This is a genomic window from Providencia sp. (assembly GCF_003533305.1).
Lineage (GTDB): Bacteria > Pseudomonadota > Gammaproteobacteria > Enterobacterales > Enterobacteriaceae > Providencia.
Map to the genome: position 1 here is coordinate 25,131 of NZ_DOEH01000003.1, position 21,987 is coordinate 47,117.

The following is a 21,987-nucleotide window of genomic DNA, read 5'->3' on the forward strand; positions in this document are numbered from 1 at the left end:
TACCCTTTTGCTATTCTAATTATCTAACAAGATAACAGACTAAAAATCACGTTATTCTTTTGGTTCAGGTTTCACTTCAGCTGTTTGTTCGGCAACTTTACTTTCAATAACGGGTATCTTTTTAGGTTCAGAAAGCTCATCTGTTTGGCCGACACTTTCAATCGTTAAACGAATTTCTGGTGACATTAAACGGGCAATGACGGCGTAAAGTTTCTTCGCATTTGCTGTGAAAATGTCATTTTCATCGTTATCGATATAGCCTTGCTCTTTTAAGGTATCAACCAGTGTAGAAAATACTGCTTTATCAAAGAATTCAGGTGCATTGATACCATGAAGAACAGATAAACGTTGAGCCAAAATACGACTTTCTTTTTCCAAAGTGTTCCGGCTTATTTCTGGGCTAGCACTGAGTAGAGAAAGTGTAATTGCATAGCGTTGTAGTGTTTCACGGACACCTGCCGCTAACAATTGTAATGGTCGAATACGGCGTGGATTCAGTACTACCATATCGTCATCACGTAAGCCGATAAGTTTCTGATTACTTAGCTCATTAATCAAGGTATCCACGGTTTCTGCTAAAGACTCACTGTCATAACGCATAAACAGTTCAGTTTTAAGGAACGGGTATATTTGCCCTACCTGAAAATGGATATCTTGGCGACTAATGCGCTCATGGTGCAGAACGATACTGGTAATCAACGAAGGTAATACCAGTAGGTGATGGATATTGTTGCGGTAATATGTCATTAAGACGGCATTTTCACGAGGCAGGATAATAATATCCCCCATACTGTCTTTTTCGACTTCGAATTTATCCATTTGCAATGCATGTTCGAGCAACTGTTCCGCCGTTTTGTTCGGCGTAGTCGCGTCGGCAGTATAAGGCACATTGCGCAATAGTTGCAGATAGCACTCAACTTGTTCGATAAGTTGCTCACGGGTTAAAGAACGTTGGCGCGAAGCAAGCAAAGCGGTTGAACAAAGATTAATGGCATTCGCCGCGGCGGCATTGTTAATATTGACCATGATATTATCTGCCAGTGCGCCAACTGTTGGGTTTAGCCAAGATGGGCGTTGCGGTTCAATAGGGTCAATGGAATCACGCCAATTAGGTACGCGTTGAGTCAGGTATTGAGATAGAGAAATCGGCTGTCCAAAGTTGACATAACCTTGTCCTAAGTTGCGTAACTTACGCAAACCTCGAATCATCGAAAGGAAACCTTCTTTTTCTTTCTCTGCGCCCCGTAGCTCTTTTGCATAGGTACCGACTTCCATCACATGTTCATAGCCAATATAAATAGGCACAATAGTGATTGGACGTGAGTCTCCACGCAGCATTGCTTGTAATGTCATCGATAACGTACCTGTTTTAGGCGTTAATAAACGACCTGTACGTGAGCGACCTCCTTCAACGAAGTATTCTATTGAATAGCCCCGGGCAAATAATTCACTCAAATATTCACGAAATATTGTTGAATAGAGTTTATTGCCTTTAAATGTGCGACGAATAAAAAAGGCACCTAGACGACGGAAAATAGGTCCTGCCGGCCAAAAGTTGAGGTTGATACCTGCCGCGATATGGGGTGGAACGAGCCCTTGGTGATAAAGCACATAGGAAAGCAGTAAATAGTCCATATGGCTACGATGGGATGGAACATAAACAATTTCATGGCCATCTTGCGCAAGCTGGCGGACTCGTTCAGCGTGTTGAACGTTTATTCCTTGATAGAGTCGGTTCCAAGTCCAACTTAGGACTCTATCCGATAAGCGAACAGCTTCGTAAGAAAAATTTGCCGCTATCTCTTCCATCATATTAACCGCATTTTGTTGCGCTTTTTTGAGTGGAATTTTTTTACTGCGCGCTTCATCTTCAACCGCTTTTTCAATTGTTTTTGACGTGAGCAGTTTATTGAACAGTTCATGGCGTACAGGAAGCTTAGGTCCTACCGCGGCTAACCGTTGGCGTGAATAGTGGATCCGAGCAACTCGCGCAAGTTTATTGGCAATAATGGTGTCGGTACCGTGGTCTTGCGCCATTTTTCCGATTGAGACAATCGGTGATAAACGAACAAAACTATCGCGCCCGAGCCAAAGAATGGCAATGAATTTCTGGATACCATTGAGCAGCTTTAACGGCGGTGTTGGTGTATGACCTTCACGTCCTGGCGAGCGACCAAACATCACGGATGCAGGTAGCATCTGAATATCTAAATTTGGATTATTACGATGCAAATCTAAATAAGCATGGAATATTTTCACTGACTCTTTACGTGGATCCGGAGAATAGTAACGAAAAACACGTGGGCCATCATCGATAAATACATAGGCAGGTAATTTAATACCATTGATGTCATTATCAATTAACGGGTCAGGTAGACCGATGGCTAAACATTGGTGACGTAGCGTTAGGAGGTCGGACTTAGAGTGGTATGGCAATACATAAAGCGTAGGCCTATTTGTATCCAATTGCAGCTCAGTAATTGGGTCCGATGGAATTAGTTTACTTTTTACCAATAATTTAAGTGGTAAATTCAACATGTTGTAATATATTTTACGCCATAGTGACATAAATGATTATAGCCTCTTGTTAACAATGCTTCGCAATCATACCAGAAATCAACTGGCAAATCTGTTACTGAGAATTCACTTTGACCGCAAAAAACGATTATTGTTTGCAAATTTTAAGGAATAAATATGGCGAATCAAGATAAGGGTTTAACCCGAGTAATAAAAGCCGCGGGATACTCCCTTAAAGGTCTAAAAGCCGCATGGATAAATGAAGCTGCTTTTCGGCAAGAATCGGTCGCAGCAATTATTGCGATTATTATCGCTTTTTATTTAGATATTAGCTATATAGATAGAATTTTATTGGTCAGTGTTGTTGTGTTAGTGGCAATTGTTGAGTTGATTAACAGCGCAATTGAGGCTGTGGTTGATCGTGTGGGGAGTGAATATCACGAACTCTCGGGTAGAGCAAAAGATATCGGTTCTGCGGCTGTTTTTATCAGTATTGGTTTAGCATTATTTGTTTGGGTAATTGTTTTATGGCAGCGTTATTTTACCATCTAGTCTTGAAAGGCCCTGAAACATAACAAAAGAACCTAAATAGATAGTAAATGCCTAAGTTCAGTGATTTAACTGTTTCAAATCTCAATTTACCTGTATATACTCACAGTCTGACTGTATAAACAAACAGGGGAACGGAATGAAAGCACTGACGGCTCGACAACAACAGGTTTATGACCTGGTGCGTGATCACATCGCGCAAACAGGCATGCCACCTACACGTGCTGAAATAGCAGCAAGCCTAGGTTTTCGTTCACCTAATGCGGCAGAAGAGCACTTAAAAGCCTTAGCTCGTAAAGGTGTAATCGAAATAGTTTCTGGTGCTTCCAGAGGTATTCGTTTGCTGATGGAAGAAGCTAATGATAACCCTGGCTTACCGTTAATAGGCCGAGTTGCAGCAGGTGAACCTTTGCTTGCAGAAGAACACATTGAAAGTCATTATCAGGTTGATCCTGAGTTATTCAAACCACATGCTGATTTTTTATTACGCGTCAGCGGCATGTCAATGAAAGATATTGGTATTATGGATGGCGACCTACTTGCAGTGCATAAAACACAAAACGTTCATAATGGTCAAATTGTGGTTGCACGTATTGAAGATGAAGTGACGGTAAAACGCTTTAAGCAGCAAGGTAACCGAGTTGAATTGCTGGCTGAAAACTCTGAGTTTTCACCTATTATTATCGATTTACGTCAGCAAAACTTTACTATTGAAGGCCTTGCTGTTGGGGTGATTCGTAATAGTGATTGGCATTAGTAGACTGTATTCGTTTTGCTTTAAGTATCTGAATTTTGGCTGGCAGATTTCACTCTGATGTTAGTTATTTCTTAGTGGCGTCTGCCCGCGTGCTTTTATTGCTTTAATATCTAGTTTACTAAAGTGAACAGTTGGCTAGATATTAAGTGAAATTTTTAAATCTCGAACTTAGTTTTTCAACAAGGGTTTTATAGCAATTATTTTATAATAACACTCTTATACCAATGCCGTTATAGGCGCGTTTTCTATCGGTATATTTTTATAACAGCACTCACTTCTTCTTTATAATGGCTTGTTGTTCATGGTTATGCTCACAATGGTCATGGTCTTGACAAGCATTCACTTCATAGCATTCATGACATAATCCATGGTTTTCTACTACGGTATGCCTTAGATGAAACTTATTCTCTCCTGCTAAATTAATAATCGCAACTTCAATTGTTGTGCAATCACTTTCAGTGACACTTCCACAGATATCACAAATCAGCATGACTGAAATATGACTAGGGTTGTCAACATGATGGCAAATAACGTAGCTATTTGTTGATTCAATTTTATGAATAAAGCCTTGTTCCATTAAAAATTCAAGGCCACGGTAAACTGTAGGGGGTTTTGCTTGAGGTTCAACTTCACGTAATAGGTCTAATAAGTCGTAGGCACTGATAGCCCCGTGCTGTTTCGCTATTAGGCGTAAAACGGTTTCTCGTTGTGGTGTCAATCTAACACCTCTTGACTGGCAAATTCTTTCAGCCATCACAAGCAACATTTCTTCGTTCATTTTTTTCATCTTACTTGTTCCCAACCTTGAAAAACTGAAACGTCTGTTACTCACAAGTTTACCATAGTTTTGTTAGTGATAGAGACTGAAAGCAACAAAGGGTACTCATGGTGAACGGTAAGTAATAATAAGTATATTTGAAAATAGAAAGAAATATAAAAAATAATATAGGGTGGAGTTTATATTTTTTTATTTATCTATTATTTATCTATTATTTATCCGGGTGATACATGCGATAAACAATTCGCACCAAATATTTAACTTTTAATAAACATTTGATAGAAATGTTATGTTACGTTTTGAACCAATTTCTAATTGAGACTTATCTGAGCAATTTTTATAAAACAAACTATAAGTATTCATTATACGACTGTTTTTATCTATTGGTCTTGATGTTTGATTTTAATTGGAGTTTTAATTCAAGTTTTACTATCTATATAGATTTAAATATTGCTTTATTTTTTGTGTTTTTTTGAAATATTTTGAAATTTTTATAAATAAAAAAGAATGTTTTATATAAATTATTCTAAATAACTACTTTGATTTATGTATTTTATCATGTTTTTAGTTTGTAACTCTGGTCTGGCGTTTTTTGTTGAAACTTAAAGCTGTATAAACTCATTTCGTGTGTCTTTTTTGACAATAAATATCGAAGTTGTAGAATTGACATCAGAAAATATCAAACGGTATATGTAAAAAACTCATTAAGTGTTCTATATCAATTTTCAATAATTATGAGAGAAACTTAATAATTATTATAAATGAGAATGTTGGCTTTATGAGTTCTGGTCTTTTTAATAAAACGATAAATAAGATGGATCTTATTTATATATACACCTCTAACCTGAGTGAAATTAACAAAGTCGGATTGCTGGAATAATTTCAAGGTTAAATCGATTAAGTAAATGAACTTAATTATTTACCAATAAAAATCAGTAAAGAGGAAGCTTCTTCCTACTTATTTAAAGGTAACGTTTATGAAACTGAATAAATTAGCATTAACTCTAGCTCTTGGTTTTGGTGTCGGTGTTTCTGGTGTTGCATTAGCAGAAGATCCAGTTGTACCTGCAACAGTTGAAAGTTCACAAGGTGAAGTTCGTTTTATTGGCTTTATTAATGATGTTCCATGCTCAATTGATGCCGATAACTTGAAACAAGTTGTTGATTTCGGTGAAATTGCTTTACATGAACTGACTTCTAACCAATTCCGTTCAGATAGCAAAAATTTTGATATCGTATTAAAAAATTGCTCAACTGAAACTTACAAAAACGCGAAAATCACTTTCACAGGTTCTACTATTTCTGGTTTCACTGGCTTTACAGGTGATTTATTAGGCTTAGGTGGAAAAGTGAAAAATGCAGGTATCGTTATCACTAATGGTTCTGACAAAGTTGTTGAATTTGGTAAAGAATTCCCAGGAACTGGTACTGGTTATGCTTTAAACAATGGTGATGGCTCAGAAACAACTTTGCATTTCGCGGCTTATGTTAAAGGTAACGAAGCTGCAGATGCAAAAGCAACTACTGGTCGTTTTGACACTGTTGCTAACTTCAAAATCATCTACCAATAAGCTTAAGCTTATTTAGATTGAAACATGTGGCGTTATTTACGCCATATGTTTCTAGCTTATTTTTTATTTTGTTGTTTTTAATTGGCGGCATTATTTAATGAAAAGCATGAAAATCAATTTAATTACAAAATTAATGCTTTTAATGTTAACGCCTATGCTTGCATTTTCTGAAGAATCTGTCGATTTTAATACAGACTTTTTAGAAGCTGAAGGCACAGAAAATGTTGATTTCAGTAAATTCTCTCATGCTAATTACGTCCCGCCTGGAAATTATTCTCTTGCTATTGAAGTTAACCGTGTAAAGGTGGCGATTGAACAACCAATTATATTTTTTAATCCTAATTACGATGATAAGGTTTCTTTAGCCTGTATTACGCCCGAAATCTATGAATTATTGGGATTAAAAAATGATTGGAGCGCTAAAATAAAATGGTTAAATGATGGAAAATGTTTGGATATCCGTACTATTCCTGAAATGAGCATTCAAGGCGATTTAGCGAAGAATGTGGTGAGTATTAGCATTCCCCAAGCTTTTATGGAATATCAAGACCCTGATTGGGATCCGCCTTCTCGTTGGGATGACGGTATTTTAGGTGCCTTTATTGATTACAATGCTACAGGCCGTGTAGTGAATAAACAAAAAGGTGATAAAGGAACGGAATCTGGCGTAACAGCAACAGGTACCATGGGTGCTAACCTTGGTGCATGGCGCCTAAGAGCAGATTGGCAAGCTCAACAAGGTGATTTAAATAAAGGTAACCAGTCATGGGCTTGGAACCAACTTTATTTATATCGCGCTATCCGTGCATTGAATTCACGCTTAACCATTGGTGAGCAATACTTATCCTCAACGTTGTTTGACAGTATTCGTTATATTGGTGCCAGTTTAGAAACTAATGAATCTATGTTGCCACCGCGTTTACAAGGTTATGCACCAGAAATTGCGGGTGTAGCTAAGACTAACGCAACTATTATTGTTAGGCAGGATGGCCGCATAGTTTATCAATCTGAAGTGAGTCCGGGACCATTTCGTATTCAGGATGTAAACTCGTTTGGTGGCGGTACTTTGGATGTCACTATTCAAGAACAAGATGGTAGTACTACAAATTATCAGGTAGAGACCTCTCGATTGGGTACATTAACGCGCCCAGGACAGCTTATTTATCAATTTGTTGTTGGTAAGCCAAGTAAAGGTGAGCATAGCACTCAAGGTCCGGCATTTAGCTTAGGTTCCTTATCATGGGGTGCAACAAATAATACAACGTTTTATGGTGGTGTTTTAGGATCGTCTGACTACCAAAATATGGCGATTGGTTTTGGTCGTGACCTTGCACCATTTGGTGTGCTATCTGCGAACTTGAATATATCTCGAGCTGTAATGGGGAGTTTAGATAATAACCGAACACTCACTGGTAATTCATATAATTTAACTTACTCCAAGCAGTTTGATGAAATTAACAGTCAAATTACTTTTGCGGGCTATCGATTCTCCGAACGAAACTACATGAATATGAGCCAGTTTATTAGTCGTCGCTATAATGGTGATACGGTTGATAGTGGTAAAGAATTATATACAATTATATTTGGTACGGCATTCCCTGATTATAATACCAATATGTATTTAAATTATTCGCATCAAACTTTTTGGAATAGAGCTTCGACGAATCAGTATAACGTGACAATTTCTAATTATTTTGATTTCGGTAAGATGAAAAATATTAGCTTAAGTTTGACGGCTTATAAAACCAAATCACGCGATAGTGATGATGATGGTATTTATTTAAATTTAAATTTACCACTAGAAAATAATGACTCCAGTATTAGTTACTCAGGATCTTATAGCGGTAACAACCATAGCAATAATGTAAATTACTATAATCGTATTGATAATCGTAGCTCTTATTCTGTTTCAACAGGGACTTGGGATAAAGAAAAAATCACCACATCAGGTATGTATAACTATGATGGGGATACAACTCAGGTGAATGTCAACGGAACCTATATTCAAGATAACCAATCAACGCTATCCATGCAGTTAAAAGGTGGTTTTACGATGACCCCAGAAGGTGGGGCATTACATCGTAATAATTCGATTAGCGGCGGCTCAAGAATTTTAGTTGATACAAATGGAATTGAAGGCATCCCTATTCAAAATGGTGTGACACCAGTAAAAACAAATCGGTATGGTAAAGCGGTGATAACCAGTGTTATGGATTATAATCGTAATAACTTAAAAATTGATTTAAAAAATGTGCCAGATAACGCAGAAGCAATACAGTCAACACAGTATGCAACATTAACTGAAGGTGCCATCGGTTATCGTAAATTTAATGTGATACAAGGTGAAAAATTATTAGGGACAATCAGTCTTGCAGATAATAGTTATCCACCATTTGGTGCTTCAGTTGTGAATGATAAAAAGGTTGAAGTAGGGATTGTTTCAGATAATGGATTTGTTTATTTAGCGGGTATTAACCCATCAGATGCGCTTGAGGTGAATTGGGGTGATAAAACCACATGCCATATTCAACTGCCTGAAAAAATAGATAGTACAATGGCAAATACTATATTACTGCCATGTCGATAATTATAAATATGTTTTAACGTCAACGGTGAAAATATGAAACTTTTAAATAAAGTCAGAATAATAACAGTAATAAGTACTTCTTTACTTGTTCAATCTGCTTATTCAGCGATTGCACTCGATAGAACACGTGTTATTTATAATGAAAATGATAAATCTGTGAGTGTTGGCTTAACCAATGAACACAAAACAAGCCCGTATTTAGCGCAAACATGGATAGAAAACGATAAAGACGAAAAAGTAAATTCACCTTTTATTGTTACGCCTCCGGTACATCGCTTGGAAGCTAATTCAAAGAGTCAGATTAAAATTCAAGCTATTCCTGCGGTTGCACAACTCCCAAAAGATAGGGAAAGTGTTTATTTCTTGAATGTGAGAGAAATACCGCCGCGTAGTGATAAAGCTAATGTTTTACAAATCGCTTTGCAGACTAAAATTAAGCTTTTTTATCGCCCGACTGCGATTTCTACAAAAGAAAGAATGGATATTATTCCTCAGGAAAATGAAATAAAAATCGCGAAACAAGGTGGTAATTATATTGTTAAAAATCCATCACCTTTCTTTTTATCAATAACTAAATTGAAAAAAGGTGCTACGGATACTGAAAACTTTGAACCTGTTATGGTTCCGCCTCGTGGTGAAATAAGTTTAGGAAAATCCGCTGGTGATATTGGTTCATCGCCTACTTTAGTTTATCTCAATGATTTTGGTGGCACCGTTGATTTGAAATTCAACTGTGGTGCAACTGAGTGCACTGTGATACCGAGAAAATAAGGTTGACGTTATGATGCCCATTAAGAAGTTAACTCAGGTATGTTTGTTTTTACTGGCCTTAAATGCCACAGGTGCATTTGGATTCTCAGGGTTTTTATACGTTGAGGTTAAAGGGGAAGTATTAGCAAGACCATGTTCAATTAATGGTGGGCAGACAATTGAAATTGATTTTGGTGATGTTATGACGACACGTGTCCAAGATGAATTTTATAAACAACCATTTGACTATACTGTTACCTGCAAGGATGGTAGCAAGCCTAAGCTTAATATTTTCGTTGATGGAGTAGCAGCAACGTTCGATCAGCGTTTATTAAAAACCAGTGTGAATGAATTAGGTGTACTTTTTAAAGCGGACACTAATGATTTACCACTTAAGAGTAGGCGTAGTTTTAGTTTTGCTAATCCTCCTGCATTGGCTGCTGTTTTAGTTAAAAAAAGCGGCTCTGAACTACCTGCAAAAAGCTTTACCGCTAATGCAACACTTAAAGTTGAATATCAATAAGGGTGAGAGATATGCAAAACATGACTAACATTGTTGGTATAGCCTTATTGATGCTTCTATCTTTTGTTTCAATAGCAAAAGATAACGAAACTGCTATTACAATTAAAGGTAATTTGATTACACCACCACCTTGTCGTATTGATGATGGGAAAGAAATTGAAGTTGATTTTGGCAATGTTTCAATAAAATCAATTCAAGGTAACGATCAAAAACGACAAGTTAATTATCAGATTCAATGTGAAGAAAACAAAAATAATTGGGCGATGTACTTAATGCTTAGCGGTGTTAAAAGCACTTTTGATATTAATGGATTAAGTACTGGTGTTGATAATCTAGCAGTTAAGTTTCAATTAGCGGATAAAGAATTAGATCTTGGCAAAAAATATCTCATTAACCCAAGCTCTCCAGGTATTCTTTGGGCTGTATTAGTTAAAAATGGTAACAGCGAATTAAATACGGGTGATTTTGTCGCCAATGCCACATTACTTGTGGAGTATCAATAATGAAAAGTAAAATTTTGTTTATTGCGCTATTCGGATTTCTTGCAAGTCATCTCTCTTTAGCCGCCACCAATAATGTCAAAGTGAAAGGGTCGTTGGTTAATGCACCTTGTGTCGTGATGCCCGCTGATAAGAATGTGGAAGTCGATTTTGGTGATATTCGATTATTAGATATTTATGACTCTAGCTTTCAGTTTCCAAGAAAGGAACTTACTCTAGTTTTGTCTAACTGTGATTTAACTATCGCTAAGAAAATGAAAGTTAAATTTTCAGGTGCTGAGCATAATCAATTATTAGGTTTTTTAGCATTAAGTGGTACTGATAATCAAGGTTTAGGTATTGGTGTTGAATTAGTCGATGGGACCGCCGTTAAAATTAATCAATTTTCATCTTTGCTTCCGTTAATACAAGCGGGGAAAAATGAACTGAGATTTAATACCTTTTTAAAGGCAACACCAGAGTCCATTAGCAATAAGCAAATTAAAGCTGGGCATATTGTCGCCACAGCAACTTTTCTATTTGAATATGAATGATTTCATTCTCAACATTCCATATCGTGTTGGAATTAGATGTTTAACTAAATAAAAAGAGAACTGAAATGGGAAAAAGAATACAGCAGTTATTATTTGTACCGTTATTTTTTATGACTTTTTTTAGTTACGCTTCAACTTATTTTTCCTATGTGGAAGAAGTTGTTAGCAGCGGTAGTAGCCATAAGTATTATTTTCAATTTGATTATTGGAAAGCCAGTTCTCCAACGGAAGGTAACCCTTGTGTTTCTGTCTTGGGAGCTGATGGTGCTAAAAAATGTTATTTTACAATAAACCATTTGCACTCAGGTAAAGACACAGGTGGTGTTACGTCACGTATAGCATGGGATTGTCGTATTAATTTTGCAACCTATAGAACAATGGAAGCCATTATTGCCGATGCAAGGGACCAATGTGGACTAACTTTTCCTAAAACAGGAATGAGTGAACATAGTGGGACGATTAAAACAGACGAATGTGTTGGGATTTTTTTAGGGGATAAGCAACGTGATGGGTTATCTAAAATGTTACCGGGGGGAATTTGCGGTATTGCCCCACCACCTGCGGGTAAATGTTATTTTGCGTCTGTCGAGAATAATACACTTGAGCTCGATCATGGAAGTTTGAATGCAGATGAACTCAATGGTAATACGGTATCAAGTATGTTCAGTATTTTGTGTAATCAGGATATGGGCGTGAGAGTATCTTCAAACTTGCAGCAAAATTATGTCAGCTTGCGTCCTAATAATGAATTGCAGTCTATGGTTACGCTTAATGATCAACCTGCGTCAGTTGGTGTTCTTGTTTCTGCTCGAGCTAACAGAGGTACGCCAATAATAGTTAAATCTATATTAAGAACAAGTGGCTCAGTAGCACCTGGTAAATTTAGTGGTCGTATTACCCTCGTTATGACTATTCCATGATCTAGTTAGCAGAAAAGTTTTGTATTCATCCGTTTTCCCATGTTGACGGTTTTGCCTACTTAAACGTAATTGTTGGTAGGCTTTTTTTTCAATTTATTTTGATGTTATTTTTCTACATGACATGTAAAAGAAGAATAAGCTTCATCTTTTAGAATATAAATATTGTCTTCCATTTTTGTAATGTTGACATAATACTTTATTTTATCTTGTTCTAATTGAATGAAGTTTGAGAATAAATCATCGGGAGTATTATCAGAGGTTGTAATTGATGAAGAGGTGAAATTAACTGCATAGTTACCTTTTTTATCAACAGGTTGATAATTAAAGTAAATTGCTCTATCTAATCGGTAGGTTGCATCTTTATCTTTAATATAGCCGTAAACATTGATTCTGCCTTGATTATCATTGGATGTCAGTATACTCATTTTTGACTTTAAACTGATGCCGTCTGGCGTGCCATTATCTTTAATCCACACAACTTCAGAATGACAAATTTTTATATTGTCATTTCTTTTATTTACGACGGCAGCTGAAACTAAAGCAGTGGTGACAACAATAATGGATGCGGCAATATATTTTTTCATTTAAATTCTCTGGTCATTAATTGATACACAATCATATTTATTGTTTTTTTCTTTACAGATACTGATAGCAATATTTTTATCAAATGAGTAAGTATAGTTTAAATCAGATAAAATAATAACGCGTTTTGGTTCATCACAAGATATATTATATTTTTCTAGTTTTTTATTAACAAAATTTATATTATCGCTTGTTGTTTTTCCTACCATGTCAGTCGGGGTTTGTATTATACAATTATCTCTTTTACTTACAGTAAGATAACTTTTCCCTACAATATTATCCTCTACTGGTGAATCGAATAACATATAAATTGAAGTTAAAATCACTATTATTGAAAAGCTTAATAATAGAGCTCGGGCTATTTTTTTCTTGTTACTGTTTATGATGACGTGTTGTTTATCATCAGAAAAAATATTGTCGTTTTCAATACTTTCATGTGAGGCGTTTTTAATTTTAATAGATTGATTTTCTATGATTTTTTGTTCTGTAGGATTTTGTTCCGCATTATGTGTTTCAGGTTCAATCAATAAATGTACGGGGGGTGTCTCTGCTTTTAATAGTGGAGGGGGTGGAAGATTATCATAAAAATCTAATTTATCATCATGCTGGGTATTAAATTCTTCACATAGAATTGTGTTATCACTATCTTCCATCTCAAATTTAGAGAGATGGCTATCAATACGAAATCCTTTTTTAGGGACAGTGACAATAGATTTAGGATCAATACCCACAATTTCGAGTTTTTTTCGTATCTCGCTGATATAAGTGTTTAAATTATTATTTGAGCCGACAAGTCCATATTCTTCCCATACATTTGTGAGAAGCTCATCTCGAGTTGCAATTCCTTTTTTCATATTTAATAAAATAATCTCATTAAATAATCGAGCGGCAGGTTTTGATAATTCAATGTTTTGATTTTGGTCATCTTTCAGGTAGATACGACTTGTTTTTTGTTCAAAAACAAATTTATTATCGATAGTGTAATCATGTTCTTCAATCATAAATTTTGTGTGCTCTCTAATTTAAAATGGCATAGCAGAGTCACTAAAACCTAGTGCTCAGTTTAAGTTAAATTTTATTTTTTGATAAATTAATTTTTATATTTTATTGTTATTTATATAGTCTAAATAGGGAACCGATTAACTGCAAGTATTGAGCGATGAGCTTTTTTGTAGACTAGTAGCAAATTTATTGAATTGAATGGTTTAGTGTTATTTTAATCTATATATTTTGCTATTGTTAGCTTTTAATTGATGCGATTGATTGCGTTCTGGGTGAGAAAGATATAATAATCTATAAATGGCTAATATTTTCGTTTGAAATGTTGATTATGGGAATAATCCTAGGTAATTGTACTTGCTTTATTTCTTGTTTACATCATTTCTATTATTTTAATAATGTTTTTCTCTATTATGTGTACTGATAGGTAAGGAAAAGAATCCTTACCTATCTTAATTAAGCTTTAGTATTTATATTCTAAACCTAGCCAATAGTTTCGGCCTTCTTCAATATATCCATCAGTATATTCATATGATTTATCAAATAAGTTGTTTGCTGAGGTATTAACAGATAAGCCATGACCTAAATTATAATCTAAACGCAAATCTGTTTTTGAAAATCCGCGAACTTTGTCTTCACTATCAATATAATTGAATGCCCAGCTTCTTGCTTCTTCAGTCACGGTTATGCTAAGTGGTTCATAAGGTGTGAATTTAATCCATGCGAAGGCTTTATGAGTGGGTAATTCGGAGACGTGACGGACGCTGTCATGCTTTGGATCTGCGTGAATATAACTGTAGTTTAAGCCCGCTTCCAACCAATCCGTAAATTGACCTGTCGTGCCTACATCAATTCCAGCATAATTAACTTTTCCACTATTACGATTTTGTAGTAAATCGCCACCTTTGGGGTTATCACCGATGTGATGGGCCATAATGGCATCTGTAACTTGGTTATAGTAAGCACTGGTGGTGTATGACCATAGTGGAGATATGTGACCTTTATAGGTTAAATCATAGGTAAGTGCTCGTTCAGCATCAAGATGTGGGTTAATGATAAAGCTATCATTGTTTTTCATCTTATTAGTCGTGTAGCGTTCTTTCTGGGTTGGGAAGCGACTTCTATCTGATACAGAAAATTGTACAGTATCATCATTTTCTAAGTGATAGCGGGCCATAACTTCCCAATTGAAGGCACGTTGACGGTTATCATCGTAGGTTTCAACACCCGTGACGATATTGTTTTTATTATATAGATAGCGTCTGCCATCATCGCTACTACGCCAGTCATAGCCAATTCCTCCGATAATATCGAGTTTGTCGGTTGCAACCCATTGGTATTCTGTCGCCACTGACCAAGTTTGGTCTTTATAGCGGTCAAAAGGGACAACTTTGTTACTACGAGAGCGGTGAACATCTTCTTTCCAATGTCCTGCAAATGACAGCATATCCAGTTCACGTACAGTGAAATCAACTCGCATATCGGCACCATTGCTGTAGTCATCATAACGACTGTAGTTATAGGTACCATTTTTGTAATCTTTTACTGATTTGTATTGGTGTAAGGTATTTTTAAATGAATCGTGATACAAGCGGCTTTGCAGTGCGATGTCGTTTGTGATCTGAGTTGTTCCATTGAAGTAAATACTTTCTTTATCATATGCAGGCCATTGCCAAATTTGTTGCTTGGTGTTGTTTACATCAGGAGCGCTATTTTTATCACCGTCTTGTTTGATGTAGGTGACTACATATTCGTCTGTTTCGCGAGGTGTCCAGCCCATTTTTAACATCAAGCGCTTGTCATCTGTGGCTGAATTGGTACGTCGGCCATCGCTGCCGGCTAATGGATTATTATTTTCGCTACTTGGAAGTCCCATAAAGCGTTGTTTGTATTGGCTACCGCTGACTTGGATAAAACCGAGGTCATTACGCCCACCCAGACGTGCGCTGACGTTATGCGCATTGTCTGCACCGCGAGCGAAGCCTTGATTGAGGCTGATGTCAGCTTCAAATGGTTTTTTAGGCGTCGCTGTGGTTAAGTTAATTGCACCGCCCATTAAATTTGGCCCTTGTAGCAATGAGGTATAGCCAGTAGAAAGTTCCACACTGGATAACTCACTGGTCATGAAACGACCAAGGTCAAGCGTACCGTCATAAGGTACGTAGGTTGGGATACCGTCAAAGAATATCGGAACTTGGCGGCTATCAAAACCACGGACATTCACTTGGGTTTCATTGCGATTCCCTGATTTTTGGATAGCCACACCCGGCAAGGTACTTAGCGCTTGTGCAACGTTTGTTTTATTAAGCTGTTTCATTTGAGATTCAGTGATGACATTTGCGTCGGCTGCGAGAGGGGTACTCCACACCGACATGACATCATGATTTGTTTCGGTCTTTACATCACTTGCAGCATGACCTTGTGCTGTGAATAAAGCCATCCCGACTAAATAGGTTATTTGTTTTATTTTCATTATTGATTTCCAGTTTTGTTTTTTACTTATGATATCGATGTATAATTTTATATATAACGAGTTGTGCGTTTAAATAAATGAAAAAATAACCAGCTCTGTTAGCTAGGCTATTTTTTCAAATGGTGTTTTAGTAATTATTGTTTGAATATATGAACTTTTATATCTCTCGGCGCAGCATAGTAAGGGGCTGAAGTTACTAACAGAGAAACGCCTGTCTGTGCATACTCAGCGATAGTTTGTAGATTGATACCGCCAGCAATCGAAAGACGGCATGATTTATTCTGGGCTCGGATAATCGATTGTAATTGCTCAATTTGCTTTGTAGGCAACTTATCTAATTGAATAATATCGGCTCCAGCTTCAATAGCTAACACCGCTTGCTCGCGATTATCTGCTTCAACAATAATTTGTTTTTCTGGTGCGGCTGTTTTTAAAGTTTGTATATGAGACCGCCAATCATTTGGTTCCGTTAAGCAATTTCGATGATTAGTAAACAGCAAAATACTTTCTGCGCTGCCAGCCCTATGTATGATGGCGCCACCTGCAATAATTGCAGTGAGTGCAAGAGGTTTGGTATTAGGGATAGTTTTACGAGTACAAGCTAATTGTCCATCAGGTTGATATTGCTTTAAAATATTGACCATTTGATGGGTATAGTGGCTGATGCCACCACACCATTCTAGTATATTTTGTACTGCTTTCCAGCCTTGGTGCAGAGCTTCAACGGTACCTGACGCACGGATCAACAGGCTTTGAGGCTCGACAATTTGACCATCTTGAAAGAAGCATTGGGTACTGATACCAAGTTTTGCCAACATGCGTTCAGCAATCGCAATGCCACTCACACAGCCGCCTTCTTTTGAGGTAAATGTCATGGTGCCTTGTTGTGAATGCAATCCAAGGGAGCGGGTTGTGAGATCCCCATACTGAATATCATCCAAGAGCAGTTGGTCAATTAATGAGTCAGGTAAATAAATCATAAGGTGAGTTCCGATTCATTAATAACGTCCCAAGAGACCATTGCCCAATCACGAGATGGATAGGGGATTTGTTTGCCTGAAGCAGTTTGCGCATCGTAATAATGGCGGAGTTTTTCAGTTTCCTCAGCGGTAAGGTTTTTTAACGACCAATTTACGCTATCGGCAAAAGCGGCAAAGCTGTCGAAGCCACTTTTAGTGGGATTTTTAATAAAATCGACGCGGGCATGAATACCTAGCTGATGCAGAATATTCACGGCATAAATATAAGTGGGGAGCCTAATAACTTCACGGCCAATTTCGCGAATAATATTTTCATCAATAAAGGTTGGATTGACCGTGTGGGTGGTGTAAACCCGTAAATTAGTTTGACGGTTAAGTTTTAATAACGCTGTTTTTAAGTCATCAACCAATGTTGAGCGTGAAGCGACGGCGATATCAAATTTCGGGAGCGCTTCCCAGCTGTCTTCCCATGCTAATTTCTTAAAGCTCGCATTATGGATATCCATTTTGTTTGCGCGCTGTTGAGCCATTTCAATCATGCCACCGCTGTAGTCGATACCCATAACTGATTGAAATTGGTTTGCGAGACATAAGCTCACTGAACCGGGTCCACAACCCACATCCAATAAAGTTTGTGCGCCAGTAAAGTCCATCAATTCACGAAAACGTAATAAATAAGGATCATTTGGATTGGCACAATTTTGTGCCATTTGCTGCGCTTTTTTATCCCAATGTTCAGGTTCTTTACGTGAGCGCTGAGCTTGCTGCATATGTTGTTGGTACATGTGTGCAAAATTTAACTGGTGAATTAACATCATTTTTGGCCTTCACAAATCAAGGTTGATGGAAGCTGGAAATGAGCCATGATACTTTGCTCATCCACTGAATAGAGTGCTGACAAGTTAGTGAGTGTTAACATACTTTTTGATGTACCTTGTCTAGCTTGTTGGTGTTTATCAAGCAAAATAACATTATCAGCAATGGCCGCAGCGTGCTGCGGGTGATGGGTAGACATAAATATGGTGATGCCATGGGCTTTTAATTGTTCTATTTGCTTGAGTAGGCGAATTTGGTTACCAAAGTCTAGGCTTGCTGCTGGCTCATCCATAATCAATAATAATGGGTTTTGGATTAAGGCTCTAGCAATCAATACGAGTTGTTTTTCACCCCCACTAAGTGTGCTATATAGGCGTGAAGAGAGGTGTTCGACACCTAACTTATTGAGTTGTTGGATGGCTAAGGTTTTCTCTTTCTCGCCGGGTAGTGAAAATAAAGAAATATGCGGCGTGAGTCCCATAACCACCATATCAATAACGGTGAACGTAAATGGGGTATCGTGAGCTTGAGGTACGTAAGCAATCACTTTCGCGATGTCTCGCTGTTTTAGCGAATTAATTGATTTATCTTTTAAATAAATATCACCACAAATGGCAGGAAGAAGGCCTAAAATGGTCTTCATTAATGTGGTTTTTCCGCAACCGTTAGCACCCAATAGGCAAGTAATCGCACCTTTGGGTAACGTAAGGTTAATTCCCTCAATAATGGCTTGGTGATGATAGCCAATAGAGACATTTTTAAGGGATAGAATCGTCATTTAACCCGCCTTGTTTGCAATAAAATAGCTAAAAAGAAGGGGGCGCCGACAGCGGAGGTCAAAATTCCGAGCGGAAGCTCTATCGAAGCAATGGTGCGAGCCAGTGTATCGGTAATAAGCAACATGATTGCACCAATAATCATTGATGCGGGCAGCTGATAGCGAAAGTTAGCACCCACTATCATTCTGGTGATGTGTGGCACGATCAATCCTATCCAACCAATGATACCGGCAATAGAAACGGCACTGGCGGTAATTAGTGTGGCAGAAACGATAAATACTGCGCGGATTAAGCTCACATTAACCCCGAGGCTTTTGGCTTCTTCATCGGATAAGCTGAGTAAATTCATTCGCCAGCGTAATAAAAGCAATGGAATGATACCAATAACCATTAGAGGTAAAACCGCAATCAAATCTTCTTGGGTAATTGAAGATAATCCCCCTAATAACCAAAAAGTAATTGAAGGAAGTTGGGTATAAGGATCGGCTAATATTTTCATCAGTGAAATCGCGGAGCCACAAAGGGCGCTGATAGCGACACCGACTAAAACAAGCGACAAAATAGGGTCATGTTGACGGGCAAATCGAGCAATAAAGCAAACCAGAGCAACAGTAATAAGCCCACCAACGAATGCAGCGAGTTGGATATAAATTAAGGATTGACCAAAGAAAATGCCAATCACCGCCCCCACGCCTGCACCTGCTGAAACCCCTAAAATATCCGGTGAGACCAGCGGGTTACGAAACATACCTTGATAAGCCGCTCCAGCAATCGCCAATCCGCCACCAATTAAAATGGCCGCAAGTGTGCGCGGAAAACGAATTTGCCAAAAAACGGTTCCGTTGCGCGGGTCATCACTTGTGGCTGATGCAGTAAACTCATTGGTAAATAAATGATATAGCTCTTCAAGGGAGAGCGAATATTTGCCATTTGTCAGTGCAATAGTGAGGCTGATAAGTAAAATAATCAGCAGCAATAGGCGTTTTACTGTGCCATTCATGACATTTCCATTAGCTGGGTTATTTGTGCATCAGTCAGTAGTGAATGGTAAAATAAGTCATAAAATTGCTGAATATCTTGCCGAATTGTTTCTTGGATTTTTTTATCAAAATGGCTTTGTAACCTGCGCATACCTAAAAGACGATTTATGCCAGGAGGGCCATCAATCCAACCAAAAGGAACGCCACTAAAGACATATAGTTGACGAGATTTGATGGCATTCAAACCTGTCCATAGTGATGAGGTGTTGATGAATTCAACGGCTTCATTATATTGAGTTATAATGATGTCAGGGTTCCAGTCATACAGCTGTTCCATAGAAACTTCAGTGAGCCCACTAAAACCAGGGATGTCGGCAACATTGCGTAACCCGAGGATTTCAATTGCTTCAGTATGAATTGAGCCTTTAGTGCCTGTTTGTAACCCTTTCGCCCCTCTTGCAAGATAAAAACTGAGGGGTTTAGTTTGCTCAGTTTTAGGCAATTGATTCTGTTGTGCAAATTGAGTGGCATCAGATAAATACTGCTCGGCAAGGAAACTGAGCTTTTCAGCTTGCGGCTCCACGCCGAGTATCTCACCGAGCTGGCGTAATTGCTGCGGGGAATCTTGCAAACTACCCGCGATTAATAAATAAGGAACACCAGTCTGTTTTGCGACCTTTTGTGCTTGAGAACGGTAAGTTTCATCAATATTGCCAGTATCAATAATTAAATCTGGACGGTAAGACAATAATTTTTCTAGGGAAAGTGTGCTGCCACGCCCTGCTAGTCGACCATAAATGGGAAGATTAAGCCATTGCTGAGCAAAGAACCCTGTATCGCCTTTTTTCAGTGAAATAGAGGAAAACCCAACCATTTTTTCAGGGGCGAGAGCGAAAAGAAGCAAGTCAGATGGAGGTCCCGCACTGATAACACGCTGAATTTCAATAGAAATAGGGCGCTTACCAAAGAAAGCTTCTTCGATTTTGCTATGCGTTTTGGCAAAACTAGGTAAGCAGTAAAATGCGCTAAGGGTAACGCAGGACTTAATAAAGTGTCTTCGATTGATTGCCATAGTACGTGATTATCATTGCGCTGTATTTATTGGTATATAGCGCGAAAATTAACGGAGTCATGGCTGAGAGTCAACTATAAAAGTGGGGTTGTTAGAAAAAATCGACAGTTATGTGATGTAAATCAGGAACAAAGATTGCTATCCGGAAAAAGATAGCAGACCATAGCGATAGAAATGGTGCATTGTTGATTATATTGGATATATGAAGAATAGAAGACCCTCTTTGCAGGATGTTGCCGATCGTGTCGGTATCACCAAAATGACTGTGAGTCGCTTTTTACGAAACCCTGAACAAGTTTCTGAATCACTGCGTGGTAAAATTGCCCAAGCAGTTGATGAACTTGGTTATATTCCGAATAAAGCGCCCGATATTTTATCCAATGCAACTAGCCATGCCATTGGAGTATTGCTTCCTTCATTGACTAACCAAGTCTTTGCGGAAGTGATCCGCGGAATTGAAGCTGTTACCGACAAACATGGTTATCAAACAATGTTGGCTCACTATGGTTATCTGCCAGAAAAAGAAGAAGAACGTTTAACATCGTTACTTTCTTATAATATTGATGGCGTTATTTTAGCAGAGCGAACGCATACCGACCGCACACTTCGGATGTTAAAAACCGCAGGTATTCCTGTTGTCGAAATCATGGATAGCGTCTCTCCTTGTTTAGACATTGCGGTAGGGATTGATAATTTTGAAGCATCTCGCCAAATGACGCATGCCATGATTGCTCGTGGTTGTCGAAAAGTGGTTTATATAGGCGCACGTTATGATGAAAGAACCTTTATTCGTCTAAAAGGTTATGAACAAGCGATGCTTGATGCCAAGCTTGAGCCGCGTAATGTGATGACGCAAGAGAGTTCCTCTTATTCGTTGGGCGCGCAGTTACTACACAGTTGCAAAGAAAAGTATCCCGATACCGATGGGCTATTTTGTACCAATGATGACCTTGCAATCGGGGCAATTTTTGAATGCCAACGCTTAGGTATAAATGTTCCGAAGGATTTAGCAATATCAGGCTTCCACGGCCATGATGTCGGCCAAGTTATGACGCCAAAGCTCGCCAGTATTTTAACCCCTCGCGACCAAATGGGGCGCAAAGCAGCAGAAATGCTGTTGGCTCGAATGTCAGGCAAGAAGATGGCGGCGACGCATTTTGATGTGGGGTTTTTTCTTCTAACAGGCGAAAGCATCTAGTTTTATCCGTCATACTTCGCGCTGTAGCGTTGTTGCCTGCACTCGCTAACTCTAGTCACATACTTGTGTATGCTCCCAGAGCTTAGCTCGATTGGCGCCTAGCTACAATACGAATTATTTAGG

Annotated in this window: 20 protein-coding genes; 10 read left to right on the forward strand and 10 right to left on the reverse strand. The window is 38.1% G+C overall.

The genetic code is table 11. The annotated features are described in order from the left end of the window. Positions 1–51: 51 nt before the first annotated feature. Positions 52–2,568 carry a glycerol-3-phosphate 1-O-acyltransferase PlsB gene (gene plsB, locus DD649_RS00640; RefSeq protein ID WP_294101388.1) on the reverse strand — a complete coding sequence of 839 codons (2,517 nt, stop codon included), beginning with the start codon at positions 2,566–2,568 and terminating at the stop codon, positions 52–54. 126 nt (positions 2,569–2,694) lie between these two features. Here plsB and DD649_RS00645 point away from each other — a divergent pair, with 126 nt between their 5' ends. Both DD649_RS00645 and lexA read left to right on the forward strand, forming a co-directional pair. Further along, positions 2,695–3,069: a diacylglycerol kinase gene (locus DD649_RS00645; protein WP_294101391.1), complete on the forward strand. Its 375-nt coding sequence runs from the start codon at positions 2,695–2,697 to the stop codon at positions 3,067–3,069. A gap of 136 nt (positions 3,070–3,205) precedes the next feature. Continuing rightward, on the forward strand, positions 3,206–3,823 hold the full coding sequence (gene lexA / locus DD649_RS00650; protein ID WP_294101394.1) for a transcriptional repressor LexA: 618 nt from the start codon (positions 3,206–3,208) through the stop codon (positions 3,821–3,823). Positions 3,824–4,094: 271 nt separating this feature from the next. Here the strand turns inward: lexA and zur are convergent, their stop codons facing one another. Beyond that, positions 4,095–4,610: a zinc uptake transcriptional repressor Zur gene (zur, locus tag DD649_RS00655; RefSeq protein ID WP_336428585.1), complete on the reverse strand. Its 516-nt coding sequence runs from the start codon at positions 4,608–4,610 to the stop codon at positions 4,095–4,097. A 968-nt stretch (positions 4,611–5,578) separates the two neighbouring features. Here zur and DD649_RS00660 point away from each other — a divergent pair. From DD649_RS00660 to DD649_RS00690, 7 genes are all read left to right on the forward strand, one after another. Beyond that, positions 5,579–6,172 (forward strand): fimbrial protein, encoded by a 594-nt coding sequence (locus DD649_RS00660; protein ID WP_294101398.1) that lies wholly within the window; start codon positions 5,579–5,581, stop codon positions 6,170–6,172. 97 nt (positions 6,173–6,269) lie between these two features. Further along, on the forward strand, positions 6,270–8,759 hold the full coding sequence (locus tag DD649_RS00665; protein ID WP_294101400.1) for a fimbria/pilus outer membrane usher protein: 2,490 nt from the start codon (positions 6,270–6,272) through the stop codon (positions 8,757–8,759). A gap of 33 nt (positions 8,760–8,792) precedes the next feature. Next, positions 8,793–9,530: a fimbria/pilus periplasmic chaperone gene (locus DD649_RS00670; RefSeq protein ID WP_294101402.1), complete on the forward strand. Its 738-nt coding sequence runs from the start codon at positions 8,793–8,795 to the stop codon at positions 9,528–9,530. Between the two features lie 10 nt (positions 9,531–9,540). After that, a complete protein-coding gene (locus tag DD649_RS00675; protein WP_294101404.1) occupies positions 9,541–10,032 on the forward strand; it encodes a fimbrial protein in 492 nt (163 codons plus the stop codon). Between the two features lie 11 nt (positions 10,033–10,043). Then, a complete protein-coding gene (locus tag DD649_RS00680; RefSeq protein ID WP_294101406.1) occupies positions 10,044–10,535 on the forward strand; it encodes a fimbrial protein in 492 nt (163 codons plus the stop codon). Next, on the forward strand, positions 10,535–11,065 hold the full coding sequence (locus DD649_RS00685; protein ID WP_336428591.1) for a fimbrial protein: 531 nt from the start codon (positions 10,535–10,537) through the stop codon (positions 11,063–11,065). The genes DD649_RS00680 and DD649_RS00685 overlap by 1 nt, the downstream gene beginning before the upstream one ends. Positions 11,066–11,130: 65 nt before the next feature. Further along, entirely contained in the window at positions 11,131–11,985 is an 855-nt protein-coding gene (locus DD649_RS00690; protein WP_336428592.1) for a hypothetical protein, read from the forward strand. A gap of 104 nt (positions 11,986–12,089) precedes the next feature. Here DD649_RS00690 and DD649_RS00695 read toward each other — a convergent pair whose 3' ends face one another. The 8 genes from DD649_RS00695 to DD649_RS00730 form a co-directional block, all read right to left on the reverse strand. Then, on the reverse strand, positions 12,090–12,569 hold the full coding sequence (locus DD649_RS00695; protein WP_294101410.1) for a FidL-like protein: 480 nt from the start codon (positions 12,567–12,569) through the stop codon (positions 12,090–12,092). Then, the gene (locus DD649_RS00700; protein WP_294101412.1) at positions 12,570–13,568 is read right to left on the reverse strand and encodes a helix-turn-helix domain-containing protein; all 999 of its coding nucleotides are present in this window, start codon (positions 13,566–13,568) and stop codon (positions 12,570–12,572) included. Between the two features lie 461 nt (positions 13,569–14,029). Beyond that, positions 14,030–16,039 (reverse strand): TonB-dependent receptor, encoded by a 2,010-nt coding sequence (locus tag DD649_RS00705; RefSeq protein ID WP_294101413.1) that lies wholly within the window; start codon positions 16,037–16,039, stop codon positions 14,030–14,032. Positions 16,040–16,173: 134 nt separating this feature from the next. Next, positions 16,174–17,019, reverse strand: a complete 846-nt coding sequence (gene modD / locus DD649_RS00710) for a ModD protein (protein ID WP_294101414.1) — start codon at positions 17,017–17,019, stop codon at positions 16,174–16,176. Beyond that, positions 17,016–17,834 carry a class I SAM-dependent methyltransferase gene (locus tag DD649_RS00715; RefSeq protein WP_336428616.1) on the reverse strand — a complete coding sequence of 273 codons (819 nt, stop codon included), beginning with the start codon at positions 17,832–17,834 and terminating at the stop codon, positions 17,016–17,018. The genes modD and DD649_RS00715 overlap by 4 nt, the downstream gene beginning before the upstream one ends. Then, positions 17,834–18,613 carry an ABC transporter ATP-binding protein gene (locus DD649_RS00720; protein ID WP_336428599.1) on the reverse strand — a complete coding sequence of 260 codons (780 nt, stop codon included), beginning with the start codon at positions 18,611–18,613 and terminating at the stop codon, positions 17,834–17,836. Before DD649_RS00720 ends, DD649_RS00715 begins: the two co-directional genes overlap by 1 nt. Next, a complete protein-coding gene (locus DD649_RS00725; protein WP_336428601.1) occupies positions 18,610–19,614 on the reverse strand; it encodes an iron ABC transporter permease in 1,005 nt (334 codons plus the stop codon). The genes DD649_RS00720 and DD649_RS00725 overlap by 4 nt, the downstream gene beginning before the upstream one ends. After that, on the reverse strand, positions 19,611–20,666 hold the full coding sequence (locus DD649_RS00730) for an ABC transporter substrate-binding protein (protein ID WP_336428603.1): 1,056 nt from the start codon (positions 20,664–20,666) through the stop codon (positions 19,611–19,613). The genes DD649_RS00725 and DD649_RS00730 overlap by 4 nt, the downstream gene beginning before the upstream one ends. Positions 20,667–20,868: 202 nt before the next feature. Here DD649_RS00730 and gntR point away from each other — a divergent pair, with 202 nt between their 5' ends. After that, positions 20,869–21,864 (forward strand): gluconate operon transcriptional repressor GntR, encoded by a 996-nt coding sequence (gene gntR / locus DD649_RS00735; protein WP_294101420.1) that lies wholly within the window; start codon positions 20,869–20,871, stop codon positions 21,862–21,864. The last annotated feature ends 123 nt before the right edge of the window (positions 21,865–21,987 follow it).

Bases quoted from the DNA above. Each gene is read 5' to 3' on its own strand.
- plsB (WP_294101388.1), bottom strand. From the start codon at position 2,568: ATGTCACTATGGCGTAAAATATATTACAACATGTTGAATTTACCACTT.
- DD649_RS00645 (WP_294101391.1), top strand. From the start codon at position 2,695: ATGGCGAATCAAGATAAGGGTTTAACCCGAGTAATAAAAGCCGCGGGA.
- lexA (WP_294101394.1), top strand. From the start codon at position 3,206: ATGAAAGCACTGACGGCTCGACAACAACAGGTTTATGACCTGGTGCGT.
- zur (WP_336428585.1), bottom strand. From the start codon at position 4,610: ATGAAAAAAATGAACGAAGAAATGTTGCTTGTGATGGCTGAAAGAATT.
- DD649_RS00660 (WP_294101398.1), top strand. From the start codon at position 5,579: ATGAAACTGAATAAATTAGCATTAACTCTAGCTCTTGGTTTTGGTGTC.
- DD649_RS00665 (WP_294101400.1), top strand. From the start codon at position 6,270: ATGAAAAGCATGAAAATCAATTTAATTACAAAATTAATGCTTTTAATG.
- DD649_RS00670 (WP_294101402.1), top strand. From the start codon at position 8,793: ATGAAACTTTTAAATAAAGTCAGAATAATAACAGTAATAAGTACTTCT.
- DD649_RS00675 (WP_294101404.1), top strand. From the start codon at position 9,541: ATGATGCCCATTAAGAAGTTAACTCAGGTATGTTTGTTTTTACTGGCC.
- DD649_RS00680 (WP_294101406.1), top strand. From the start codon at position 10,044: ATGCAAAACATGACTAACATTGTTGGTATAGCCTTATTGATGCTTCTA.
- DD649_RS00685 (WP_336428591.1), top strand. From the start codon at position 10,535: ATGAAAAGTAAAATTTTGTTTATTGCGCTATTCGGATTTCTTGCAAGT.
- DD649_RS00690 (WP_336428592.1), top strand. From the start codon at position 11,131: ATGGGAAAAAGAATACAGCAGTTATTATTTGTACCGTTATTTTTTATG.
- DD649_RS00695 (WP_294101410.1), bottom strand. From the start codon at position 12,569: ATGAAAAAATATATTGCCGCATCCATTATTGTTGTCACCACTGCTTTA.
- DD649_RS00700 (WP_294101412.1), bottom strand. From the start codon at position 13,568: ATGATTGAAGAACATGATTACACTATCGATAATAAATTTGTTTTTGAA.
- DD649_RS00705 (WP_294101413.1), bottom strand. From the start codon at position 16,039: ATGAAAATAAAACAAATAACCTATTTAGTCGGGATGGCTTTATTCACA.
- modD (WP_294101414.1), bottom strand. From the start codon at position 17,019: ATGATTTATTTACCTGACTCATTAATTGACCAACTGCTCTTGGATGAT.
- DD649_RS00715 (WP_336428616.1), bottom strand. From the start codon at position 17,834: ATGTTAATTCACCAGTTAAATTTTGCACACATGTACCAACAACATATG.
- DD649_RS00720 (WP_336428599.1), bottom strand. From the start codon at position 18,613: ATGACGATTCTATCCCTTAAAAATGTCTCTATTGGCTATCATCACCAA.
- DD649_RS00725 (WP_336428601.1), bottom strand. From the start codon at position 19,614: ATGAATGGCACAGTAAAACGCCTATTGCTGCTGATTATTTTACTTATC.
- DD649_RS00730 (WP_336428603.1), bottom strand. From the start codon at position 20,666: ATGGCAATCAATCGAAGACACTTTATTAAGTCCTGCGTTACCCTTAGC.
- gntR (WP_294101420.1), top strand. From the start codon at position 20,869: ATGAAGAATAGAAGACCCTCTTTGCAGGATGTTGCCGATCGTGTCGGT.